This window comes from Marinobacter sp., assembly GCF_041984545.1.
GTDB lineage: Bacteria > Pseudomonadota > Gammaproteobacteria > Pseudomonadales > Oleiphilaceae > Marinobacter.
In genome coordinates this window covers 1-23434 of record NZ_JBHIXV010000037.1, presented here as the reverse complement: position 1 = coordinate 23434, position 23434 = coordinate 1, and the positions used below count along the sequence as shown (strand labels likewise).

Annotated in this window: 19 protein-coding genes; 12 read left to right on the top strand and 7 right to left on the bottom strand. The window is 61.5% G+C overall.

The window, feature by feature from the left end; genetic code table 11:
* The first annotated feature begins 1 nt into the window (after position 1).
* Together ACFC20_RS15085 and ACFC20_RS15080 are read left to right on the top strand one after the other, a co-directional pair.
* On the top strand, positions 2-1471 hold the full coding sequence (locus ACFC20_RS15085) for a NuoM family protein (RefSeq protein ID WP_375193729.1): 1470 nt from the start codon (positions 2-4) through the stop codon (positions 1469-1471).
* Entirely contained in the window at positions 1471-2832 is a 1362-nt protein-coding gene (locus tag ACFC20_RS15080; RefSeq protein WP_375193728.1) for an NADH-quinone oxidoreductase subunit N, read from the top strand. The genes ACFC20_RS15085 and ACFC20_RS15080 overlap by 1 nt, the downstream gene beginning before the upstream one ends.
* Before the next feature lie 387 nt (positions 2833-3219).
* On the opposite strand, the gene rpmG is transcribed toward ACFC20_RS15080, so the two are convergent.
* The 3 genes from rpmG to radC all read right to left on the bottom strand — a co-directional run bounded on the left by rpmG (position 3220) and on the right by radC (position 4536).
* Entirely contained in the window at positions 3220-3375 is a 156-nt protein-coding gene (rpmG, locus tag ACFC20_RS15075) for a 50S ribosomal protein L33 (protein WP_008173465.1), read from the bottom strand.
* Positions 3376-3386: 11 nt separating this feature from the next.
* The gene (gene rpmB / locus ACFC20_RS15070; RefSeq protein WP_091988362.1) at positions 3387-3623 is read right to left on the bottom strand and encodes a 50S ribosomal protein L28; all 237 of its coding nucleotides are present in this window, start codon (positions 3621-3623) and stop codon (positions 3387-3389) included.
* Positions 3624-3861: 238 nt separating this feature from the next.
* Entirely contained in the window at positions 3862-4536 is a 675-nt protein-coding gene (gene radC / locus ACFC20_RS15065; protein ID WP_374964513.1) for a DNA repair protein RadC, read from the bottom strand.
* A gap of 170 nt (positions 4537-4706) precedes the next feature.
* Here radC and coaBC point away from each other — a divergent pair, with 170 nt between their 5' ends.
* The 7 genes from coaBC to argA all read left to right on the top strand — a co-directional run bounded on the left by coaBC (position 4707) and on the right by argA (position 14067).
* Positions 4707-5903, top strand: coding sequence for a bifunctional phosphopantothenoylcysteine decarboxylase/phosphopantothenate--cysteine ligase CoaBC (gene coaBC / locus ACFC20_RS15060; protein WP_374964515.1), 1197 nt, complete (start codon positions 4707-4709; stop codon positions 5901-5903).
* 35 nt (positions 5904-5938) lie between these two features.
* A complete protein-coding gene (dut, locus tag ACFC20_RS15055; RefSeq protein WP_374964517.1) occupies positions 5939-6400 on the top strand; it encodes a dUTP diphosphatase in 462 nt (153 codons plus the stop codon).
* A gap of 95 nt (positions 6401-6495) precedes the next feature.
* Positions 6496-9135, top strand: coding sequence for a phosphomannomutase/phosphoglucomutase (locus tag ACFC20_RS15050; protein ID WP_374964519.1), 2640 nt, complete (start codon positions 6496-6498; stop codon positions 9133-9135).
* 55 nt (positions 9136-9190) lie between these two features.
* Entirely contained in the window at positions 9191-10087 is an 897-nt protein-coding gene (gene argB, locus ACFC20_RS15045; RefSeq protein WP_091988346.1) for an acetylglutamate kinase, read from the top strand.
* 22 nt (positions 10088-10109) lie between these two features.
* Positions 10110-11360 (top strand): acetylornithine deacetylase, encoded by a 1251-nt coding sequence (locus ACFC20_RS15040; protein ID WP_375193727.1) that lies wholly within the window; start codon positions 10110-10112, stop codon positions 11358-11360.
* 26 nt (positions 11361-11386) lie between these two features.
* The gene (gene argE / locus ACFC20_RS15035; protein ID WP_374964523.1) at positions 11387-12556 is read left to right on the top strand and encodes an acetylornithine deacetylase; all 1170 of its coding nucleotides are present in this window, start codon (positions 11387-11389) and stop codon (positions 12554-12556) included.
* Positions 12557-12759: 203 nt separating this feature from the next.
* Positions 12760-14067: an amino-acid N-acetyltransferase gene (argA, locus tag ACFC20_RS15030; RefSeq protein ID WP_091988338.1), complete on the top strand. Its 1308-nt coding sequence runs from the start codon at positions 12760-12762 to the stop codon at positions 14065-14067.
* On the opposite strand, the gene ACFC20_RS15025 is transcribed toward argA, so the two are convergent.
* Positions 14041-15111 (bottom strand): aminopeptidase, encoded by a 1071-nt coding sequence (locus ACFC20_RS15025; protein ID WP_374964525.1) that lies wholly within the window; start codon positions 15109-15111, stop codon positions 14041-14043. The genes argA and ACFC20_RS15025 overlap by 27 nt on opposite strands.
* Before the next feature lie 187 nt (positions 15112-15298).
* Between ACFC20_RS15025 and ACFC20_RS15020 the strand changes: the two genes are divergently transcribed.
* Both ACFC20_RS15020 and ACFC20_RS15015 read left to right on the top strand, forming a co-directional pair.
* Positions 15299-19057, top strand: coding sequence for a DUF1631 family protein (locus ACFC20_RS15020; protein WP_375193726.1), 3759 nt, complete (start codon positions 15299-15301; stop codon positions 19055-19057).
* A gap of 18 nt (positions 19058-19075) precedes the next feature.
* The gene (locus tag ACFC20_RS15015; protein ID WP_374964529.1) at positions 19076-19942 is read left to right on the top strand and encodes a phosphoribulokinase; all 867 of its coding nucleotides are present in this window, start codon (positions 19076-19078) and stop codon (positions 19940-19942) included.
* 14 nt (positions 19943-19956) lie between these two features.
* Here ACFC20_RS15015 and ACFC20_RS15010 read toward each other — a convergent pair whose 3' ends face one another.
* From ACFC20_RS15010 to ACFC20_RS15000, 3 genes are all read right to left on the bottom strand, one after another.
* Entirely contained in the window at positions 19957-20802 is an 846-nt protein-coding gene (locus ACFC20_RS15010; protein ID WP_374964530.1) for a pirin family protein, read from the bottom strand.
* A gap of 137 nt (positions 20803-20939) precedes the next feature.
* Positions 20940-21734, bottom strand: a complete 795-nt coding sequence (speD, locus tag ACFC20_RS15005) for an adenosylmethionine decarboxylase (protein WP_091988321.1) — start codon at positions 21732-21734, stop codon at positions 20940-20942.
* 240 nt (positions 21735-21974) lie between these two features.
* Complete coding sequence (locus ACFC20_RS15000; protein ID WP_374964531.1) at positions 21975-22418, bottom strand: OsmC family protein; 444 nt, start codon at positions 22416-22418, stop codon at positions 21975-21977.
* Positions 22419-22690: 272 nt separating this feature from the next.
* Here ACFC20_RS15000 and crp point away from each other — a divergent pair, with 272 nt between their 5' ends.
* Positions 22691-23332, top strand: coding sequence for a cAMP-activated global transcriptional regulator CRP (gene crp / locus ACFC20_RS14995; protein WP_007153756.1), 642 nt, complete (start codon positions 22691-22693; stop codon positions 23330-23332).
* Positions 23333-23434: the final 102 nt, after the last annotated feature.

Here is a 23434-nt window from a genome sequence, read left to right as displayed (position 1 = left end):
CATGCTACCACTTGTCTCTCTTACCGTGTTTTTGCCACTCGCCGGCGCAGTGCTGATTCTGTGTTCGCCGAAGGCCACGGCCCGCACGGTGCATGGCATAGCGATTGCCAGTGCCGCCCTGACCCTGGTGGGTGCTCTGGCCATGTGGTTGCAGGGCGCCAGTGGCGCGGGCTTTTCCCAGGTCGAGGAGCTACAGTGGATCCCTGCCATCGGTGCTGCCTATCGGGTCGGTGTTGATGGTATCAGTCTGCCGTTGGTGTTGCTGAGTGCGGTGCTGTTTCTGGTTGCGTTCATTTACGCTTCGTCACTTCGTGAACGTCCGCGTGCCTACGTGGCCCTGGCACTGCTTCTGGAGACTGCAGCCATTGGTACCTTTACCGCCCTCGACGGGATTTTGTTTTACGTCTTCTTTGAAGTGTCCCTGGTGTCGATGTATTTCATGATCGCCGGGTGGGGACACGAGGACCGGCAGCGCGCCGCCCTAATGTTCTTTATTTACACGCTGCTGGGTAGCCTGCCGTTGTTGCTCGCCATCCTGGGGCTTTACCTTGGCAGTCCTGAACCGACCTTCGACATGCGAGCATGGATCGAGAATCCGCCGCTGGAGGGGGCGGCAGCCATGTGGGCCCTGGTCGCCATGCTGATTACCTTTGCGGTAAAGATCCCCGCAGTGCCGCTGCATACCTGGTTGCCCGCCGCTCACGTCCAGGCGCCGACCGTCGGCAGTGTCATCCTCGCCGGCATCATGTTGAAATTCGGCACCTACGGATTGGTGCGCTTCGCGCTGCAGATGACCCCCGAGGCTTTTCGTGAAGCCGGAGTCGTTGTTCTGGTCTTCGGTGTTGTCAGCGCACTATACGGCGCCTTTGCTGCCCTGGCACAGACGGATCTAAAGCGCCTGGTGGCCTATACCTCGATCAACCACATGGGGTATGTAATCGTCGGTGTTGCGGTTGCGGCTCTGACACTGGACCCAAGCATACGTGCCACCGCGCTTGACGGTGCCGTATTGCAGATGTTCAGTCATGGCCTGGTCACTGGCGCCCTGTTCTTGCTGGTTGGCATGATTCAGGATCGCGCCCATACCCGCGAAATGAGCGAATTCGGGGGGTTGCTCAAGACGGTCCCGATGCTGGGCTGGTCATTTGTGTTGGCGGCCTTTGCATCCCTCGGTCTGCCGGGGCTGGCGCATTTTCCGGCTGAGTTCCAGATATTTCTTGCCACGTTGAGTGGTGCGCCCGCTGCGGTTATTGTGATTCTGGGTATTGCCATTATCGCCGGTGTCTTTCTCAAGGCGCTGCGCGAGACCTTTCTGGGTGAGGCCCGGGAGCGTTGGAATAAAATGCCTGACCTGAGCGCGCGCGAAATGCTTGCCGTGGCACCACTGCTGGTGCTCACCGTCGCCACGGGGGTGGCGCCGTCCTGGGTGCTGGATCTCATTCACCGGACGACATCGGCACTGGTGCTGTAATGGCTCGTGACCTTGCGCTATTGATCCCAGAGATCGCCGTACTATTGACGGCTGTCGGCGCGCTGATCGCAGAAATGCTGCGCAAGCCGAGATTCTCTCTGTTTGTCGCGGTCACTGGGCTCCTCGCCGCCACCGGCCTGACTCTGCGGCTGATCGGCACGGACACCACAGTGTTCGGCGGCAGTTTCCGCATTGACGAGCTCAGTGTCTGGGCCAAGCTCATCCTGCTGCCCGCTACCGTGCTCAGCATCTTGCTGGCGCGGGTGGATGTAAGAGGCACTGCAAGGGAGGGCACGGTCTACAGCCTGCTGTGCTTTGCCACCCTGGGTGCTTTGGCTCTGACTGGCGCGGGCGATACGATGTTCCTGGTGCTGGGCACACTGTTGACGGGGTTGGCCACCTTTGCCCTGGTCGCCTATCCGGACACCGACCCGGCTACCGAGGCCGCCATGAAATTCTTCGTGTTCGCCTCGGTCACCGGTGCCATCATGATTTTCGGCCTGAGCTACTGGTTTGGTGCTGCCGGTTCCACCTTGTTAGCGGATCTGCCGGGCATGGACACCATTCCGATGGCCGTCCTGCTCGGGTTTGTGGCCGTGGTTGTTGGTCTGGGCTACAAGGCATCGCTGGTTCCGTTTCATTTCTGGGCACCCGACGCCTACGAGGGCGGCCCCCTGTCGATTGCCGCCTACCTGTCTGTAGTTCCCAAGGTTGGTGCGCTGTTTGCGCTCGCGCAGGTGGTTCGTGAGCTGCCGCCGGACAGCGGTTGGACTGTCGTCATCGCGGTCTTGGCGGTGTTGAGCATGACCTACGGCTATCTCGCCGCGCTGGTACAGGACAACGTTGTCCGGTTGCTGGCGTATTCGTCGATTGCCCAATCCGGCTATTTTCTTCTCGGTATTTTGGCTATTGGAGCCAGTGAGCTTGCCTTACCATCCATCATCGTGTTCGCTGCTGCCTATGCCGCGATGAATCTGGGTGCTTTTGCCGTTGCTGCCGCAACGGGACGTACGCTGAACGATTTTGGCGGACTGGGGCGTTCACGGCCTCTGACAGGCATTGCAATGGTGATCTTCCTTCTATCGCTGGTCGGTATTCCGCCACTGGCCGGCTTTGTCGGCAAGTTCATGCTGTTTGCTGCGACCATTGATGTTCAGTTCACCTGGCTGGCCGTCGTGGCGATCATCAATAGCGTACTGTCACTGGCGGTGTATCTGCGCATCGTCGTTCCTATTTACAGTAGAAGCAACGGGGTACTGGCCAGATCTGACGGGTGGTCGGAAACAGTAATGATTACAGCGCTGGTTGCCACGCTCGTGATTGGTGTGTTCGCGCAGCTTTTTGTCTATCCGAGCACGTGATGCCCAGAGCTTAGGCATGCATCACTGGGTGGGAAGATGGCTCGGAGGTCCGAGATCAAATCAGCCGTATGTTAAAACGGCTGTGGACTTACCTCGGTCCATTCGACGCTCCCCTGGCAGGATGTGCAGTTTCGTAGGAATGTTCCCGGTGAGAGCGGTAGAACCCGATAGCCTGTTACTACCGAAAAAACAACCAGCGCCAGGCAGGTGATCTCCTGGATGTGAGCTTCGGCGGTGGAATTGGCCAACGTGTGATTTTCAGGTGTACTTTGGAGGATGCCTGAAATCAAATAACCGCGAGCTATGCCGCGGTTATTTGTTACCCCCGAAAGTCTGTTTTCACAAAGTCTTCCAAGGGCGGTAGAGATTTTCAGGTCGCCGGATCAATTATTTGATCTTGGCTTCCTTGTACGCAACGTGCTTGCGGACAACCGGATCGTACTTTTTGATCTCGATTTTTTCCGGAGTGTTACGCTTGTTCTTCTTGGTCGTGTAGAAGTGACCAGTACCTGCTGATGAAACCAGCTTGATTTTCTCGCGCATGATGCGGCTCCTTAGAATTTCTCGCCGCGGGCACGAAGATCGGCCAGCACAGCGTCAATGCCTTTTTTGTCGATGATGCGCATGCCCTTGGTGGAAACACGCAGCTTCACGAAGCGCTTCTCGGACTCAACCCAGAAACGATGGTTCTGCAGATTCGGCAGAAAACGACGACGAGTGTGGTTCATCGCGTGGGAAACGTTGTTACCGGACAGCGGGCGCTTACCGGTAACCTGACAAACTCTGGACATACTTGCCTCCGACCTGAGCAATGGTCTTAATAATACGAATTCGTTTTTAATGCGTCTCTGGTTGCTCGGGTGCCATTCAGCCCCCGTTCGCGCCTCTAAACTGAACGCTGCTCGCCAGACGCCGCCAGAAAGGGACGCTTTTATACCAGAACTCGACCCCCAACGCAAAAAATTGTTGGGAATTTGGCCAGTTTTCCGGTACCCGTGTACACGGTCCGCACCTCATGCCGCCCGGGCGTTACATCAAACCCCGTTCAGCCAGGGATATTACCTCACCGTGCCCCACAACCATATGGTCAAGAACCCTGATATCCACCAGCCCCAGGGCTTCCTTCAGACGGCGGGTCAGTGAGATGTCCGCCTGACTGGGTTCAGCGACGCCCGACGGGTGGTTGTGGGCGAAGATCACGGCGGCGGCGTTATCCTCCAGCGCCTGTCGAACCACTTCACGAGGATACACCGCAGCTCCGTCAATGGTGCCCCGGAACAGTTCCCGGTACTGGATGACCCGGTGCCGGTTATCCAGGAAGAGGCCGGCAAACACTTCGTGGGGGTAGGTGCCCAGCCGGCTGGTGAGAAAACGCCGGGTATCCTCTGGAGACCGCAGCGGATCGCCCTGGCGCAGGGGCTCGTCCATGACCCTGCGGGCCATTTCCATGGCGGCCTGAACCTGGGCGTACTTGGCGGTGCCCAGGCCTCGCACCTCACAGAATTGCCGACGCGAGGCGGTGAGCAGCCCTCGCAGCCCGGAAAATTCGTCGATCAGATGACGCGCCAGGGCCATTACCGGCATGCCCGTGGTTCCGGTGCGCAGAAAAATGGCCAGAAGCTCCGCATCGGAGAGGGTCTGGGCACCGTGAGTGAGCAGGCGTTCCCTCGGACGTTCGTCCGTGGGCCAGTCGGATAGAGGCATATCGGCTTCCTTGCGTTGTCAGGTGTGAACCGGGGCATCCTGCTCCGGGTATGGCGTCGTTTACCGAAAAACGGACAATCTGTTGGTCTGTGCCGGGCTAACCGGGCTGTTGTGCCGGCCAGAGCATGCTATCTTATAAGCCTTTATTTTCATATGGAATCGGAGCCTTCATGGCCGCCAGAAAGATCCTCCTGGGAGTGACGGGTGGCATTGCCGCCTACAAGAGTGCCGACCTGGTTCGTCAGTTGAAAAAGGCGGGCCATGAGGTTCGCGTGGTGATGACCCGGGGCGCGGAAGCGTTTGTGACCCCGTTGACGTTCCAGGCGCTCAGTGGCGAACCGGTACGAACCTCACTGCTGGATCCGGAAGCCGAGGCCGGCATGGGGCACATCGAGTTGGCCAAGTGGGCCGATCTGGTGGTCATCGCCCCGGCGTCTGCCGATTTTATCGCCCGGCTGGCCCAGGGCATGGCCGATGACCTGCTGACCACCGTCTGCTGCGCCACCGAAGCCCCGATTGCCGTCGCCCCCGCCATGAACCAGGCCATGTGGCGCAATGGCCGCACCCAGAGAAACCTCCGGTTGCTGGAGCAGGATCCCCAGATCGAACTCTGGGGGCCGGACCAGGGTGATCAGGCCTGCGGCGACACCGGGCCTGGTCGTATGCTTGAGCCCTTGGCGCTTGCCCAGCGGGTACAGGAGCAGGGCGCCTCGGGCGACGGTGCGGCCCTGTTCGGCAAAACCGTGGTGATTACCGCCGGCCCCACCCGGGAGCCGATTGATCCGGTGCGCTACATCAGCAATCACAGTTCGGGGAAGATGGGCTATGCACTGGCCGTCGCTGCCAGGCAGTCTGGAGCGAGGGTGGTGCTGATCAGCGGTCCGGTCACCCTGGCGCCCCCGGCGGGTGTAGAGGTGCGTCACGTAATGACGGCCGAAGACATGCTTCGTGAGGCCTCGGGCGCGGTGGATGAAGGCTGCGACCTGTTCATCGCGACGGCGGCCGTGGCCGACTACCGCCCGGAAACCTGTGCCGACGACAAGATCAAGAAATCCAGTGAAGCCATGTCGCTGCCCCTGGTGCGCAATCCGGATACCCTGGGCACCGTTGCCGGTCGTGCAGATGCGCCTTTTACTGTCGGGTTTGCCGCCGAAACCAGCGACGTGGCCCGTTATGCCACCGACAAGCTGCAACGTAAAAAACTGAACATGATTGTCGCCAACGATGTCTCCGCGCCCGGCCTGGGCTTCAACAGCGAGAACAACGCGGTGATCGTGTTCTGGCCCGGCGGCCAGGAATCGATCGGGCCGGATACCAAAACACGCATTGCCCGGCGGTTGATCGCAATGATCGCCGAGCGTCTTTAACAGGTCTCTCAGCAGCCATTGCAACAGGATGTCCCATGACCAGGAAAAATCTGCAGGTACGAATTCTCGATGACCGCATCGGCAACCAGATCCCGTTTCCGGAGTATGCAACGGAAGGCTCCGCCGGTCTTGATCTGCGCGCCTGCCTGAAAGAACCGGTGACCCTGGCCCCGGGTGACACCCAGCTGATCCCCACCGGGCTGTCCATTCACATTGCCGACCCGTCGCTGGCGGCCATGATCCTGCCGCGAAGTGGCCTGGGCCACAAGCACGGGATTGTGCTGGGTAACCTGGTGGGGTTGATTGATTCCGACTACCAGGGCGAACTGATGGTGTCCTGCTGGAACCGCGGCCAGACCGCGTTCACCCTGAACGTGGGCGAGCGTCTGGCACAGCTGGTGCTGGTGCCCGTGGTGCAGGCCGACTTCGAGGTGGTCTCGGAATTCGATGCCAGTGCCCGCGGTGACGGTGGCTTCGGCTCCACCGGCACGGCGTGATTGACTGGCCGGCCACGCAGAACAGGGGGCCGGCGTCTATACTTTGCGGATAACTGTTTGTCCAGGACGAAAAAATTACAACTGCAGGATGGACTATGAAGCTGGGTAAGAAGAAGACGGCCGAGGCGTCGGTGAGCGGGAAACCGGACAAGACGACGGGCAAGAAAGGCAAAGCCAAGCCAGCCGGCCCAAAGCTCAAGCGGCTCAATTCGGTGGCGGTAAACCAGTCGCTGGTGGTTCTTCTGGCCGGCGTGCTTGCGATTGCGCTGCTGCAATTTATGGTGGTGCAGCCTTCGGCCCGGGATCGACTCGAATCTCTCCGGACGCTGGAGGTGGACGCCGCCGCCCTTCGTCTGAACCAGTACTTTGAACAGTTGCAGCAGAGCGTCGGCGGGCTCGCCAGCCAGCCCCATGTAAGGGCGGCGCTAACGACCACCGGCAACCTTGATGCCACCGAGCGCCAGTTGCTCAGTGCCTTGCCGGGTATTGAGGCGGTTCACCTGTTCCCCTATCGGGAGATCCCGAGGACCGCCGGCGGAGAGGGCCTTCTGGGCTTTTCCGGGCTGGAGTTGGCGCGCCGGGCCGAGACCGGGCAACCGCTTTATCCAGACGCCTTCCCGCGGGATAACCGGTGGTTTGTACAGATGGCCGCGCCGGTGCGCAATCCCAACAGCAAGGCGGTTATTGGCAGCCTGCTGGTGATTTTCGATACCGCCCGCATCCAGCCGCTGCTGCAAGTGGTCAACCAGCCCCTCGGTGGCCAGCTCGCGCTGGTGCAGACCGTCTCCGGCACTTCGCGCACCGTGATCAGCAGTGGCAATGGCTCGGGCCCGGCGGCGTCCCGCCCCTTGACCAACCCCGACTGGACAGTAACCTACACCCCGGCCAGGAGCCCGCAGCCACCGGTTGATATTGTCCTGCTGGCCCTGCTGGTTGGCGTTCCCGGCCTGTTGGCGGCGATTGTGGTCTGGGTGTTGCTCGGTGGCGCCCAGAAGGGCCTCCGCCAGGACATGAGCGTTCTCATTCAGTGGGCCCACAAGGTGTTCAGTGGCGAGCGGGTAAAGTTGCCGGCGTTCCGCTGGGATATGGCGGCGTCAACCGGTGAGGTGCTGTTCCGCTTGTCCCAGGTGGTCGATAAGCGCGTGGCCAAGGCCGGCGAATCGGCCAGGCCCAAGGGCAGTGCAGCGAAGCCCAGGCCCGGTGGCACCGAAGGCGCAGACGAGCCGCTGTTCCAGGACAAGGATATGCTGGACATTGATATGCTTGACGGAGACGAGGACGTACTCGGTTTTGGTAGCGGCGAGGATACCGTCTTCGGCTCCGAGGACACGCCCGAGGTTGAGGAAGTAGCATTACCAGAAGTGGCGCTGTCTCGCGATATCTTCCGGGCCTACGACATCCGCGGAATTGTCGGCGATAGCCTGACCGCCGAGGGAGTACAGGTCATTGGCCGGGCCATCGGTTCCGAGGCCAGGGAGCGAGGGGTTGACCGGCTCTGTATCGGCTATGACGGCCGGCATTCCAGTCCTGAGCTTGCCAATGCACTGGCCCGGGGTGTGATGTCGACCGGCTGCGATGTGATCCATGTTGGGGCGGTGCCTACCCCCGTTCTGTACTTTGCTACCCACGAGCTTGGCACGGGTTCCGGCGTTATGGTTACCGGCAGTCACAACCCGGCCAACTACAACGGCCTGAAAATCATGCTCGGCGGCGAAACGCTCTCCGGCGAAGCCATCGAGAAACTCTACCAGCGCACACAGACTGGTGATTTCGCCAGCGGCCAGGGCAGCCAGAGCAATGAAGACGTGCGCAGGGCTTACCTCGACCGGATTGTGGGCGATATCGCGGTTGCCGCGCCCCTGAAAGTGGTGGTGGATGCCGGTAACGGTATCGCGGGCGAGCTGGGCCCCATGCTGATCGAGGAACTGGGTTGCGAGGTGATCCCCCTGTACTGCGACGTTGATGGCGATTTTCCCAACCATCATCCGGACCCGGGCAAGCCGGCGAACCTGGCGGATCTGATTGAGCGGGTGCGCTCGGAAAAAGCGGATATCGGCCTCGCGTTTGATGGCGACGGAGACCGCCTGGGTGTGGTGACCAATTCCGGCAAGATCATCTGGGCTGATCGTCTGATGATGCTGTTCGCCCGGGACGTGGTGTCCCGCAATCCCGGCGCCGACGTCCTGTACGACGTGAAGTGCAGCCGGCGCCTGGCAGGTGTGATCTCCGAGGCAGGCGGCCGTCCGATCATGTGGAAAACCGGCCACTCCCTGATGAAGGCCAAGATGAAGGAAACCGGGGCTTTGCTGGCCGGCGAGATGAGTGGCCATATCTTCTTCGGGGAGCGCTGGTACGGCTTTGACGACGGCCTGTATTCTGCTGCTCGCCTGCTGGAAATTCTCGGTATCGAGGACCGTCACAGTGATGATGTCTTCGAGGATTTCCCGGAGGACATCAGCACGCCCGAACTCAACGTTGACGTGACGGAAAGCTCGAAGTTCGACATTGTTGCGCGCCTGGCGGAGACCGGCGAATTCGGCGATGGCAACATCAGCGCCATCGACGGCATCCGGGTCGACTATGCAGATGGCTGGGGCCTGTGTCGCGCCTCGAATACTACCCCGGTGCTGGTCCTCCGGTTTGAAGCGGAGACCGAGGCGGCTCTGGAGCGCATCAAGACAGTCTTCCGGGAACAGCTGCAGAAGGTGGCACCGGACGTGGTCACGGATTTCTGACTCCGGGGTGAAAACCCCGGGTAACCCATTCAATCAGGATTGCGAAGGCAGGAACATGGCACTGGATCGTGAAACCGCAATGCAGGTGGCCTCGGTATTAAGCCGGGGTCTGCCCTACATACAGAGATTCACCGGCAAGACCGTGGTCATCAAGTACGGCGGTAACGCCATGGAAAACGAGGATCTCAAGAGCAGCTTCGCTCGCGACGTCGTGCTGATGAAACTGGTGGGCATCAACCCGATCGTTGTGCACGGCGGCGGGCCGCAAATTGGCGAGCTGCTGGAACGGCTCAATATCCAGTCCCGTTTCGTCAATGGCATGCGGGTGACCGATGCCGAAACCATGGATGTGGTGGAGATGGTTCTTGGCGGCCAGGTTAACAAGGAGATCGTCTCTCTGATCAACGCCCACGGTGGCACCGCGGTTGGCTTGACCGGTAAGGACGCCAACCTGATCCGGGCCCGCAAGCTTGAGGTAGTGAACCGCTCACCGGAGCTGGAGCGTCCGGAGATAATCGATATCGGTCATGTGGGCGAAGTGGCGAGCGTGAATGTCGATGTGATCGACATGCTCACCCGCAGCAATGTGATCCCGGTGATTGCGCCGATTGGCGTGGGTCCGGACGGGGCCTCGTACAACATCAACGCCGATCTGGTTGCCGGCAAGGTGGCCGAAGCCATGAAGGCGGAGAAACTGATTCTGCTGACCAACGTCTCGGGCCTGAAGAGCAAGGAAGACAAGGTGCTGACGGGGCTCACCGCCAAGCAGGTCAACGACCTGATCGAGGATGGCACCATCCACGGCGGCATGTTGCCCAAGATCCGTTGTGCCCTGAGCGCGGTGGAGAACGGCGTGCGCACGTCGCACATCATTGACGGTCGGGTTGCCCATGCCTGCCTGCTGGAAATCTTTACCGATGAGGGCGTGGGCACGCTGATTTCCCGCAACTGACGGTCCGATAAGGAGCACCCGGATGAAGCGCCTGTTCGCGACGCTGGTGATTGTGGTGGTGGTCGGCCTGGTCGCTTTCAAGGCCGGCGTCTGGTGGCTGGCGGATCAGCGCCTGGCGGAGCTCAGAACGGGCCTGGAGGCATCCGGTGTGTTGCATCGGGGCAGTATCAGCTCCGGGGTTGATGGACGCCTGGTCCTGAACGACGCCAGTTGGCAGGATTTCGAGCTGACCCAGCCCCTCGACATCCAAAAGGTGGAGTTCGATGCGGGCTCCCCGGTCAGCCTGCTTTCAGCCCTGATCGACCCTACCCGCCTGCCCGGGAGCTGGGCGCTGAGCCTGGAGGGGCTGGAACTGGACCTGGAGCCGACCATGCTCCGCAACTGGGTCACCGCTGAAGGCCCCAACAGCGACGACGAGCCGCCGCTGTTCATGCTGTCCTGCGCGCCTGATCCTCGCCAGCAACTGGGCAGTGGCGACCTTATCCGGATGGGCGTCACCCGTCTTACCGGTGAAGCCTTTATTCGCCAGAGCCCGGAAGGACTTCAGGCCGAACTCAATACCCTCAGCACCGGCAGTCTTGAGCTGAACTGGCCCGGCTCCCGGGTGCAGGTTACCGATACCCTGCCTGCCATCGACGATGCCGGCGAGCCGATGCGCCTGACCGTGCGGGATGCCGGATTGATGCGCCGCATCGCTGCCTACTGTGCCCGGGAGGTGGGTGTGTCTGCCACCGAGTGGGCCGCGCGAGCGGTGCAGGCCCTGGAGGGCGGTCTGGCGGCACGTGGCCTGGCGCCGAGCGACCAGTTGAAGGCGCTCTACCGGCAATGGTTGCTGGAAGGGGGTGAGCTTATCCTCTCCATCCGGCCGGAGGCGGCGCTGCTGGGCATCTCGGTGCGTACCGACGAGGTAGGCCAGGCCGGTAACAGCTGGCCGGTCCGCTACAATGGTTCTGAGGTGCCGGATGTCTATCTCAATGAGGTGGCGCCGACCGCCGAAGTACTCCCGGAGACGGCCGTGGAGCCAGTGGTACAGCCGGAAAATCCGGATGTGGAGGCCTGGTATCCGGAACCCCTCGACACCGCCGGTCAGTGGGTCGGGCGCAAGGTCCGGGTCACGCTCTCTAATGACAACAGTGTGGAAGGTCGACTGGTCAGTGTCGGAGAACGGGAGCTGGAAGTCGCCCGGGTGATTGCCGGCGGCGAGGTGGCCTATCCCATGCTGATCCGTGCCATCACCAACTTTGAAGTATGGCGGCGTGGCCGTGCACAATGATTCCAGGGGGAATTTGAGAGGAAACTATGTCGCAGTCCGATAACTCATCTGCCACGGTGCCGGGCATCCGTGACATGCTTGCCCGGCTGATTTCGCTGCCGTCCATCAGCAGCGCCTCCGCCGAATGGGACCACAGCAACGAGCCGGTTGTCCGAACCCTGGCCGAGTGGCTTGAGGCTCTGGGTTTTGCCGTGGAGATACTGGAAGTGCCCGGCATGCCGGGCAAGTTCAACCTGATTGCGACCCTGGGCAGCGGCCCGGGTGGGCTGGTGCTGTCTGGCCACACCGATACGGTGCCGTTTGACGACAAACGCTGGCAGAGCGACCCCTTCACCCTGACCGAGCGGGACAACCGCTGGTATGGTCTGGGCACCTGCGACATGAAAGGCTTCTTCCCCCTGGCCATCGAAGCGGCGAGGGCGTTCGTGGATCAGCCCCTGAAGCAGCCTTTGATCATCTTGGCCACTGCCGACGAAGAGAGCTCCATGAACGGCGCCCGGGCGCTGGCCGAGGCCGGCAAACCGAAGGCCCGCTATGCGGTCATTGGCGAGCCCACCAGTCTGAAGCCGGTGCGCATGCACAAGGGCATCATGATGGAGCGGCTGAAGTTCGAGGGCCAGTCCGGGCACTCCTCGAACCCGGCGCTGGGCCGCAACGCGATGGAAGGCATGCACGAAGCTATGACCGAACTGCTGGCCCTTCGCGCAAGCTGGCAGGAAAAGTACCAGAACGCCAACTTCGAGGTGCAGGTACCAACCCTGAACCTCGGCTGCATTCACGGTGGCGACAACCCGAACCGCATCTGCGCCCAGTGCGAGCTGCACTTTGATCTGCGGCCACTGCCGGGCATGAACATGGAAACCCTGCGTCAGGCGATCCTGAGCAAGGTGCAGCCAGTGGCCGAGCGCCGGGAGCTGTCGCTGGAATTCGAACCGCTGTTCGATGGTGTGCCGCCGTTCGAAACCCCGGCCGACGCCGCCCTGGTCAAGGCCTGTGAACAGCTGACGGGCCACACGGCCCACGCGGTGGCCTTTGCCACGGAAGCCCCCTGGCTGCAGCAACTGGGTCTGGAGACGCTGGTCATGGGCCCTGGCTCCATCGACCAGGCCCACCAGCCCGACGAATTTATAGAGCTGTCGCAGCTGGATCCGACGGTGAAGGTATTGAGGGGACTCATCCAGAAATTCTGTCTTTAACACTGGCGCCGGCAACGCGAAAGTCTGCGGAGAGTCCTGGCGGGGAGGTTTGCCAAAACCGTGGAGCGCCAGGGATGGCGCGACCGAGCCCTACAGGGACGTATTTACGGGCGTGTTTTGGCAAACCTCCCCGCCAGGACTCGGCGAACTCCCGATGATTGATGCCCGGCTGTTAGCGGATAACGAATAACCAGGAGAAAGGTTTGAAATCAAACGACTGGCTGCATGGATTTCGCCACTCATCCCCCTACATCAACGCCCACCGCGGCCGTACGGTGGTGCTGACCATTCCGGGGGATGCCATTGAGCATGGCAATTTCATTAACATCATTCATGACATTGCCCTGCTCAGCAGCCTCGGTGTGCGACTGGTGGTGGCCTTCGGGGCGCGCCCGCAGATCCAGGCGCGGCTGGACAGCGCCGGCGCCGAATCGTCGTTTGCCCGGGGCCTGCGCATCACCCCGGAAGATCAGCTGGGCATGGTAATGGAAGCCATCGGCGGCCTGCGCGCCTATCTGGAGAGCCAGTTGTCCATGGGGCTGGTGAACTCGCCCATGCACAACGCCCGCATCCGCGTCAGCAGCGGCAACTACGTGGCGGCCAAGCCCGTGGGTGTACTCGACGGCAAGGACTTCGGTTACACCGGCAAGGTGCGTCGGGTGGACGTGGCCGGCATCGAGAAGCTGCTGGAGCAGGGCCATATTGTGCTGTTGCCCCCCATGGGCTATTCCCCCACGGGGGATGCCTTCAACCTCTCTTACGAGGATGTGGGTAGCCAGGTTGCGGCGTCGCTGCAGGCGGAAAAGCTTATTGTGTTCATTGATGATCCGGGCCTGCTGGAGGAAGACGGCTCGCTGATCCGGGAGCTGTCGGCACGTCAGGCATCCGAGCGTCTGGCTTCCGGGGCGGTGACCGGACACGACGCCGCGCTGCTGCGCGCTGCCTGCGACGCCTGCGTGAAAGGGGTACGTCGGGCTCACATCATCAGTTACGTGGACGACGGCGCCCTGCTGGAGGAACTGTTCACCCGGGATGGCTCCGGCACCCTGGTCAGCGGCGACAATTACGAGCAGATCCGTCAGGCGCGGGTAGAGGATATTGGCGGTATCCTGGAGCTGATCCAGCCCCTGGAGGAACAGGGCATTCTGGTGCGGCGGTCCAGGGAAATGCTGGAAACCGAAATCGACCGGTTTGTGGTGGCCGAGCGGGACGGCACCATCGTGGGTTGTGCCGCCCTGTACAGTTACCCGGAGGAAGGTGCTGGCGAGCTGTCGTGCTTCGCGGTGGATCCTTCGTATCGCCGGGCCGGGCGCGGCGACGAGATCCTGGCCATGGTCGAGAAGCTGGCCCGGGGGCACGGGCTGCAAAAGCTGTTCGTGCTTACCACCCAGACCGAACACTGGTTCCGCGAGCGCGGTTTCCAGGGCTCCACCGTGCAGTCCCTGCCGGGCCCGAAACTGGCCTCCTACAATACCCAGCGCAATTCAAAGGTGTTCGTCAAACCGCTCTGACAGGGCGGAGAGTTGCTGTGCCCGCAGTTCGGCGGGTTGCTCGGAGAGGCGTTTTACCTCTTTGTAGAACTCCGGAAAACGGTAGTCGTTCTCCCTGAGCAGCTGGCGGAACGCCGGCAGGTGCTGGTTGTACTGGCGGAACAGTGCCAGGTGGGCGTTGTTCAGGGCCAGCGGCGGTGAGCCGAAGGGGCCAGGCTCCGGCCATTCAGCCACCATCTCCTGATACCGTTGTTCAAGGTCTTCGAAGACCTCCGCCTTGCGAGTTCTGATGGCTTCTTCGGGCAGGGAGCCCTGGCGCGCGTACAGGCTTTCCAGTTGCTCGGTGGTGTGGTCCACCAGGGCCAGGGTCTGGTTGCGCCGGCGGATCCGGTCCAGGGCCCGCTCGAACTGCTCTGGCTCTCCCTGTTCCTGCAGCCAGAGTCGCAGACCTTCCAGCTCGACAGCGGTCGCGAAACTTTCGTTGAAGGCAGTATCGTCGCCAATGTATACCACTCGATGGGCCAGTTCGTGGAACATCAGGGCCACCATGCGCGCCTTCGGTAGCCGGGTAAAGCCGGAGTGCAGGGGATCGTCAAACCAGCCCAGGGTCGAGTAGGCGGTCACGCCGCCGATAAAGGTATCGAAGCCCCGGGCCTGGAACCGCGCCTGCTCGGCTCGGGCGTCGTTCAGGTCAAAGTAGCCCCTGTAAGCCTGGCAACCGAGCACTGGGTAACACCACTGGTGCGGCTCCAGCGAGAACTCGGGGGTGGCCACCACATTGACCACAACCCAGGGCCGGTCCAGTTCCACGTAGTCGGTGAAGGCGTCGCCGACCGGCAATGCCAGGTGCCTGGCGGCAAACGCGCGGGCGGACTGGGCAGTGGCCAGCTGCTGGCGCAGGTCGTCGGGTGTATCCCGATTCCGGATGAGCGCCTGCACCGGTTCGCCCCCCATCATGAGAGACAGGTGACCGGTGACGGCCTGGCTGTAGTAGCCGAAGGTCGTACACCCGCTAAGCATTGTTACCAGTAGCAAAAGTAGATAGATCTGACTAAGCTGTTTCATAGGTCAGGATGTTATCGAGGGTTGTTTTGCCCGAGGGGGCCGGACCGCTATAGTAATGCCATGGATCAGAGCGTAACGCCATGGCTTGGATAGTAGCAGGTGGCATCCACCCCAGTGTTAGGGACGTAAGTCGGTAGCGGGCAGCAGACCCACAGACCCGTCCGGCTTTGCGAGATATCAGGTATACATGGACCCTAGAGAACGTCGTAGCAGCCCCCGTCAACCCATCAAGCTCGCCGCGCAGATTGATCTGGGAACCGGCGAGTCATGGCCGTGCCAGATTGCCGATTTCTGCGCCGAGGGCCTGTTTGTCCGTTATTCCACGGAGACATCACGCAAACTCGACCGGGTTTTCGCCACCGAAACGCCGTCGGAGCTGATCATCCGCTTCCGCGGCCTGGACGGCGCCCGTCGCCATGAGCTGCACGTGGGCGTGGTAAGGCGCATTGATGGTGCCATGGGGGTTCATTTCAGCCGGCCCAACCCGCAGGCCGTCGATGCCATGCTGCAGCTGTGCGGCGGTTCCCGAACACAGGATCGCTCCTCCCTGCGAGCGCCGAGCGATCGAATCCAGTTTGTCCTGCACCAGTCGGCCAAGGCGGTCACCCAGTATATCGAACCGTTGATGGACGCATGCTTCGTGAAAATGGTCGAGGCGCTCAAACTGGCGGCCCAGAAGGCAGCCAATGATCAGCAGGCCAACGAATACATGGATGCGTCTGGCCAGATCCAGGCCCGCCAGCGGGTCATCTGGCACCAGATGTCGAAGAGCCTCGAGTCGCCCCTGAAACCGACACCCAAGGGCTTTCCCGGCTCGGAACTGTCGGTGGTGGACAAAGGCGAGTTCGAGGACTGGCTGACCATTCGGGTGATGGTCACCAAGGCCGATACCCTCTATCGCGGCGATCTGCTCCAGCTCAAGCTCCGGCTCGATAAGCTCGGCATTGCCAATGCCACCGGCCATCACAATCCGCTGGGGCCATCGCTGGTCTGTGAAGCCTTCCATCATGGCCTGAACCAGCTCAAGGCGCCCAGGGAGGTCGAGAAAGTCTGCCTGAAGGTGTTCGAGCAGACCGTGCTTCAGCAGCTGGGACCGCTTTACAAGGAACTGAATGACATTCTGATCCGTCACGGCGTGTTGCCGGACCTGGATCTGAGCAAATACCTCAGCGAACAGTCTGGCACCAAATCCGAGCCAGTTGAGCCGCCGAAGAAGAAACCGGACGCCTCGCTGAAAACTCCGGTCGCCGAGACTTCGGCAGGCAGCGAAGCGACTGCTAAGGCAGCCGCTACTCGCCGCAAGCCCAGCCGCCTGGGCAGCGAGTTCCAGGGTTACGCGCAGGCGGCCCAGACCGCGTTTGCCACCGTTCGTAACCTGCTCACCACGCTGAGTGCCAGTCGGGTGGCCCGGGGCGATCCGGAGCCATTGCCGTTTGCACCCAATGCCCGGCCCCTGTCATCGGGCGAGCTGCAACGGGAACTCCAACAGCTGCAGGTCGAAGTGCCGGAGGCCGGTGAAGCGGTGGCACCCCTCAGGGAGCGAGTGGTGGAGAAGGTTCGTGAGAGTGGCGACACCCGTCTTGACGAGGAGCAGCAGGGCACCCTGGATGTGGTGGACCGATTCTTCCGCTCCGTGGTGGAGAGCCCCAAGCTCAGTGAATACGCCCAGCAGCGGATGCGCCAACTGGAAGTGCCCGTGCTCAGGGTGGTCATGCGCGATCCGGGCTTTTTTGACGATCAGGATAGCCCGGTAAGGGGCGTGATGAACCGGCTGGCGCAGCTGGGGGTCAAGGGTGGTCGGATCAACCCGGTGGTGCAACGCCGGGTTGACGAATTGATCCAGCGGATCACTACGGATTTCGAACAGGACACCGGGGTCTTCGAGCAGACGGTTCAGGAGCTGGATACCCTGATCGACCGCCAGAACCTGGTGTACCGTCGCAATGTGGAACGGGTAACCGCCGCCGCGGAGGGTGCCCAGAAAGTGGCGGAATCCAAGAAAGCGGTTGCCGAGGTGCTGGACCAGCGCCTGGGTGGCCGCAAGGTGCCCCGGGCCATCGTGAGTCTGCTCGATGGCGGCTGGCGCGACCTGCTGTCGCTGACCTGGATTCGTCAGGGGCCGGACAGCCAGCTCTGGCAGGACTACCTGTCGGTGATTGATTCCCTGCTGGCGTTCGCGGACGACCCCAACAGCTCGATCAACCTCCCGGAACTGCTGCGGGTGATCCAGGACGGCCTGGCGTCCATTTCCAGTAACCATATGCCGTCGTCGCAGATCCGGGATGAACTCAAGCAGTTCCTGGTGCGTGGACCGGACCAGTCGCCGGAACTGGTGGAAGTACCTTCGGCGCGCCCGGAAAAGCCCGGCACCGTTCAGCTTTCGGAGCGGGAACAGCGCAGCTTGCAGCGCTGGATCAACCGGGCCCAGCAGCTGCGCACCGGCGACTGGCTGCGGGATCAGGAAAAACCGGACGAGCCGCAATACATTCGTCTGGTGTGGATTGCCCGGGGCTTCAGCCGCTTTGTGTTCGTCAACCACCAGGGTATGCGGGTGGTAGAGCTGGAACTGGAGGCCCTGGCCCGGCAAATGCGCAAGGGCATCATCGTGCCGGACAACCAGTACGAGCGACCGCTAGTGGACGAGAGCATCGACCGGATGGTGCGCAAGGTATACGACCAGCTGTCCTGGGCGTCCACCCACGACGAGCTGACCGGCCTGCTCGGGCGTCGTGAGTTCGAGCGCATGCTGGACCAGCAGCTGGCCCGTCAGGAGGATGAACGCTCGCTGGTGCGCCTGGACCTGCGTCGGTTCCGGTTGCTCAACGACACGGCCGGTTACCAGGCTGGCGATGAGACCCTCAAGCGGGTGGCGGACATTCTGCGGGAACACGTGGGGGATGGCATGCCCGTGGCCAGGCTGGCTGGCAACGAGTTTGCCATGCTGGTGCCCTCTGAAAATGCGGTCACCGCGGCAGAGAGGCTGGTGAAGGCGATCGAACAGGCCGAATTCAGTTTCGAGGGCCGCACTTACCGGCTGTCGGCCAGTGTCGGGGTGGTACCAACCCTGCCGGCCCTGGTGAGTGCGGAACGGTGGCTTAGGGCCTCTGAGCAGGCGCTAGGCGCAGCCCGGCAAAAGGGCCACGGCAAGGTGTCGGAATACACCCTGGATGCCGGCGACCAGGCGCGCCAGGAGCAGATTGCCGCGAAGGTGGCGAGCCTGAGCAACCTCAACGAAGAGCGCATGCTGCTCAGATGTCAGAAAATCATCCCTTTGCACCAGGGTGCCGGTATGGCTGCCCAGTACGAGGTGCTGATCAGCATGTACGATGACGAAGGCACGCTGATCACCGGTCGGGACTTCGTTCGGATGGCCGAACGCTACGACCGCATGCAGGCGGTGGACCGCTGGGTGGTCGGCCATATGCTGGACTGGCTTCGGGAACAGGCGCCGGATCCACGCCACTTCGGCGGCGTGTGCATCAACCTGTCGGGTTACTCCATGAATGACCAGTCGCTGCTGGAGTTCATCTATGAAAAGCTCAGCGAGAAAGATGCTCCCATCGAGCGGCTGTGGTTCGAGCTGACAGAGGCCTCCGCCATCACCGATGTGCAGTCGGTGGCGGACTTCATCCTGGAAATGAAAGAGCTCGGCTGCCGGTTCTGCCTGGGCAACTTCGGCAGCGGCCCCAGCTCCTTCGAGTTCATGCGCTCGCTGCCGGTGGACCTGATCAAGATTGACAGCGCCTTCACCGGCCAGGTGGCCAGCAGCGAGACCGACCGCGCCATGGTCAGGTCCATGGTGGACATGGCCCACTACATGAACCGGGAAGTGATCGCCTCCCAGGTGGAATCCCGGGATGTGCTGGATATGCTTCGCCAGCTCGGCGTGGACTACGCCCAGGGCTTCGTGGTCGAGAAACCCCGACTGCTCGACAGTCTCACCTGAATCCGGCACTCTGCCCCTATGTCAAAACGTCACCCCATCATTGCGGTCACCGGCTCCTCCGGTGCCGGTACCACGACCACGGGCCAGATCTTCAGCCGGCTTTTTGCCAGCGAGGGGATCCGGGCAGCGGTGGTCAGTGGCGACAGCTTTCACCGCTACAACCGCGAGCAGATGGCCCGGCTGGCGGCCAAGGGCCAGTTCGGGGAGCGCAACCACTTCGCCCTGGCGGCCAACCACATCGACAAGCTTGAAGCCCTGTTTTACGACTACGGCCACACCGGCAACGGCCGCTATCGCCAGTATGTGCACGACGAGGATCGGGACCTGGTTGCCGCTGGCCACAAACCCGGAACCTTCACCCCCTGGGGCCCGCTGCCACCGGAAACCGATATGCTGTTTTACGAGGGCCTGCACGGGGGTGTGGTGAGCGACACCTACAACATCGCCCAGTATGTGGACCTGCTGATCGGGGTGGTGCCCATCGTCAACCTTGAGTGGATCCAAAAGATTCACCGGGACACCCACAAACGGGGCTACAGCCAGGAAGCCGTGGTGGAGACCATCATCAACCGTATGGACGACTACGTGCACGACATCGTGCCCCAGTTCTCCCATACCCACATCAACTTCCAGCGTATTCCGCTCGTGGACACGTCCAACCCGTTTGTCGTCCGCGACGTGCCCACCGAAGACGAAAGCATGATCGTGATCCGGTTCCGGGATACCTCGGAAGTCTCCTTCTCGTACCTTCTGCAGGTGATTCCCGGCAGCACCCTCTCTCGCCATGACACCCTGGTGATCCCGGGCACAAAAATGCCGCTGGCCATGGACCTGATTGTCAGGCCCATGGTGCAGCGGCTGATGGCCAGAAAGCCCTTCGCCTGAGCGCCGGAGGCGGCTCAGGCGGTCAGGCGACCGTCCCGGTAATCCCTGAGTGTCTGCTCGATTTCCTCGCGGGTGTTCATCACGAATGGCCCGTACTGCACCACCGGTTCGCCAATGGGCTTGCCAGCGATCAGCAGCAGCCGTGCGCCCTCCGCTCCAGCCGACAACGTGATCTCGTCGCCTTCGCCGAGGACAGACGCCGCGCTGCGTTTCAGGGCCGATTCGCCCAGCTGGGCGGTCCCCTCGTAAAGATACAGCATGCCGTTGTGGGTACCGGGGATCGGCAGCGTCACGGTGCCCTCAGGCTCCAGATGAATGTCCGCATACAGTGGCTGGGTGCTGCGCCCGGGCATGGCGCCAAGGTGCGTTTCCCCGCCAACCTGCAGCGTACCGGCGATCAGCTTCACGGTCCCGCCAGAGAATGCGATGGCCGGGATTTCCTCGGGCTGGATGTCCCGGTAACCCGCTTCCACCATCTTTTCGGCCGCTGGCAGATTCAGCCAGAGCTGGAACCCGCGCATCACGCCCTCCTCCTGTTGGGGCATCTCGGAATGGATGATGCCGCGACCGGCGGTCATCCACTGCACGCCGCCATTGCGCAGGTCACCGCGGTTGCCGAGATGGTCCTCATGCAGCATGTGGCCCTCGATCATGTAGGTGACAGTCTCGAAGCCGCGATGGGGGTGCGAAGGAAAGCCGGCGATGTAATCGGCCGCCTCCGCCGAGCCGAATTCGTCGAGCATCAGGAACGGGTCCAGGCGGATGCTCTGGTGCTGGCCGATGGAACGCTTGATGCGTACGCCAGCGCCATCGGAGGTTTCCAGGGCCGGGATTGTCTGTTTCAGGGAACGCTGGGTCATGATGTCCTCCTCTCGTTAGCCAATAACACTATTAGAACGGGACAGGAGGCGAGAATAAAACGCAGAAATCTGGCGGGTGGGATCAAAAAAACTGAAGGATCTGTGGTGGCCGGTCCCGGCCACCACTCGATCACCGGTTATTCCACGTTGCGGGAATAGAAGATTTCAAGCATTTCCCGACGCAGGCGGTCCTCGATGGACTGGGCTTCCTTCGGGTCGAGATCGCTGGCATTGACGCCAAAGACGTAGTTATCCAGGTTGAAGTTCTTCAGCATCATTTTGGTGTGGAACAGGTTTTCCTGGTACACGTTCACGTCGATCATCTGATAGGCGTTCTGGGTATCCTCGGTCAGATAGTTCTGGATCGAGTTGATGTCATGATCGATGTAATGCTTGGTACCGTCGACATCGCGAGTGAAACCGCGCACCCGGTAATCCACGGTCACCACGTCCGAGTCGAAGCTGTGGATCAGGTAGTTCAGCACCTTCAGCGGCGAGATAAGGCCACAGGTGGAGACATCGATGTCGGCCCGGAAGGTGCTCACGCCGTCGTGGGGGTGACTTTCCGGGTAGGTGTGCACGGTCACGTGGCTCTTGTCGAGATGCGCGACAATGGTATCGGGTAGCGGGCCGGGGGATTCCTCGTTGTCTGGCTCCTCTCCGCTGGTCAGTTCGTGCTCGGCAATCAGCATGGTAACCGAGGCGCCGTGGGGCTCGTAGTCCTGGCGGGCAATGTTCAGGACGTTGGCGCCAATGATCTTGACCACGTCGGTCAGGATCTGGGTCAGACGCTCGGCGTTGTACATCTCGTCGATGTAATCAATGTAGGCCAGGCGCTGCTCTTCGGTCTGCGCATAACAGATGTCGTAGATGTTAAAGCTCAGGGATTTGGTCAGATTGTTGAAACCATGCAGCTGGAGTTTTGATTCCATGCTCAGCCCCTCCCGATCGTGGAGATGAATGTCTTCAGGACGCTGTCTGTTGTGTCCTGCCGAGGCCGCCACCGACTACTGACCGGGTTGTTCACCTTTTGCGCAGACCGGCGGAGAGGGTGCGTATTATGCACACCGCAGGTGATGTTGAATAGTATTCGCAGGGACATTTTAGCATCCGTGATTTCCGTTGCACTCCGGGCGTGGCGGCCGCCCCGGAGCACGGCTTTGGGCCTCGCCTCAGGCACCGGCTTCTGATGCTGCGCCGGCCTCATGAACCTCGTAGCTGTGGCTGATCTCCACGCCCGCTTTTTCCAGCATGATCGACGCGGAGCAGTATTTTTCCGCCGACAGGCTTACCGCGCGCTTCACCAGGCTCTCCTTGAGATTGTGGCCGGTAACCACGAAGTGCAGGTGAATCCTGGTGAAAACCGCCGGCACCGCATCGGCCCGCTCGGCCTCCAGCTCCGCGTGACATGCGGTCACTTCCTGGCGGCTTTTCTTGAGAATGCTCATCACGTCGAATGAGGAGCAGCCACCCAGCCCCATCAGAAGCATTTCCATGGGGCGCGGGCCCAGGTTTTCACCGCCGTGATCCGGCGGGCCGTCCAGTTGCACGCTGTGGCCACTGCCGCTGGTGGTTCTGAAACTGGCGTTGCCGGTCCAGTCGACGGTTGCTTTCATGGGGTTCTCTCCCTGGTGGTTGCGCGGGTCGGTTGTGGCGCCGGCCCGGATAACGACGATATGAGCCGGGATGCTAGCACAACCGGCGCCGGTGGGCAGCCGGGCAGGTTGCCCCCGGATACATGTTGTATACTCTTTCCGGTTGCCCGGAACAGGCCTTCTTGTTATAAGTTGCGCAGTTTTGCAAGAAAAATGACCAAACCCGCAGGGAAAGCCGGGTGAATAAAAAAACACTGGGACCCGCCAGCATCTGAGGAGGCACGACTCGCATTATGGCCACTATCGTCAAGCCGGTTGAGCAGAAAACCAAGCATCTCGACTATTTCCTTTCGCAGTGCCATCGCCGCCGTTATCCAGCCAAGAGCACCATTATCTACGCCGGTGACAAGAGCGATTCCCTGTTCTACATCGTCAAGGGTTCGGTGACCGTCATCATCGAAGACGACGACGGCCGCGAAATGATCATGGCCTACCTCAACGCCGGCGATTTCTTCGGTGAAATGGGGCTGTTCGACAACATGGACTCCCGGAGCGCCTGGGTAAAGGCCAAAACCGAGTGCGAAGTGGCGGAAATCAGCTACACCAAGTTCCGGGAAATCGCACAGCAGGACCCCCGGGTGCTGTATTTCATCGGCGAGCAGATGGCGTCCCGTCTGCGCCAGACCACCCGCAAGGTTGGCGACCTGGCGTTTCTGGACGTGACTGGCCGCGTTGCCCGTACCCTGCTGGACCTGTGCAAGGAGCCGGATGCCATGACGCACCCGGACGGCATGCAGATCAAAATCACCCGCCAGGAAATCGGCCGCATAGTGGGTTGTTCCCGGGAGATGGTGGGCCGGGTCCTGAAGACTCTGGAAGATCAGGGGCTGGTGCGCGTCAAGGGCAAGACCATGGTGGTGTACGGCACCCGCTAGCAGGAGCCGTACTTGAATCATTGGAGAGAGGCCGCTGCAGACAGCGGCCTTTTTTGTGGTGCGCCAGGCATGGCGCGTAGCGCCTTGACGGGCGCTGTTCCG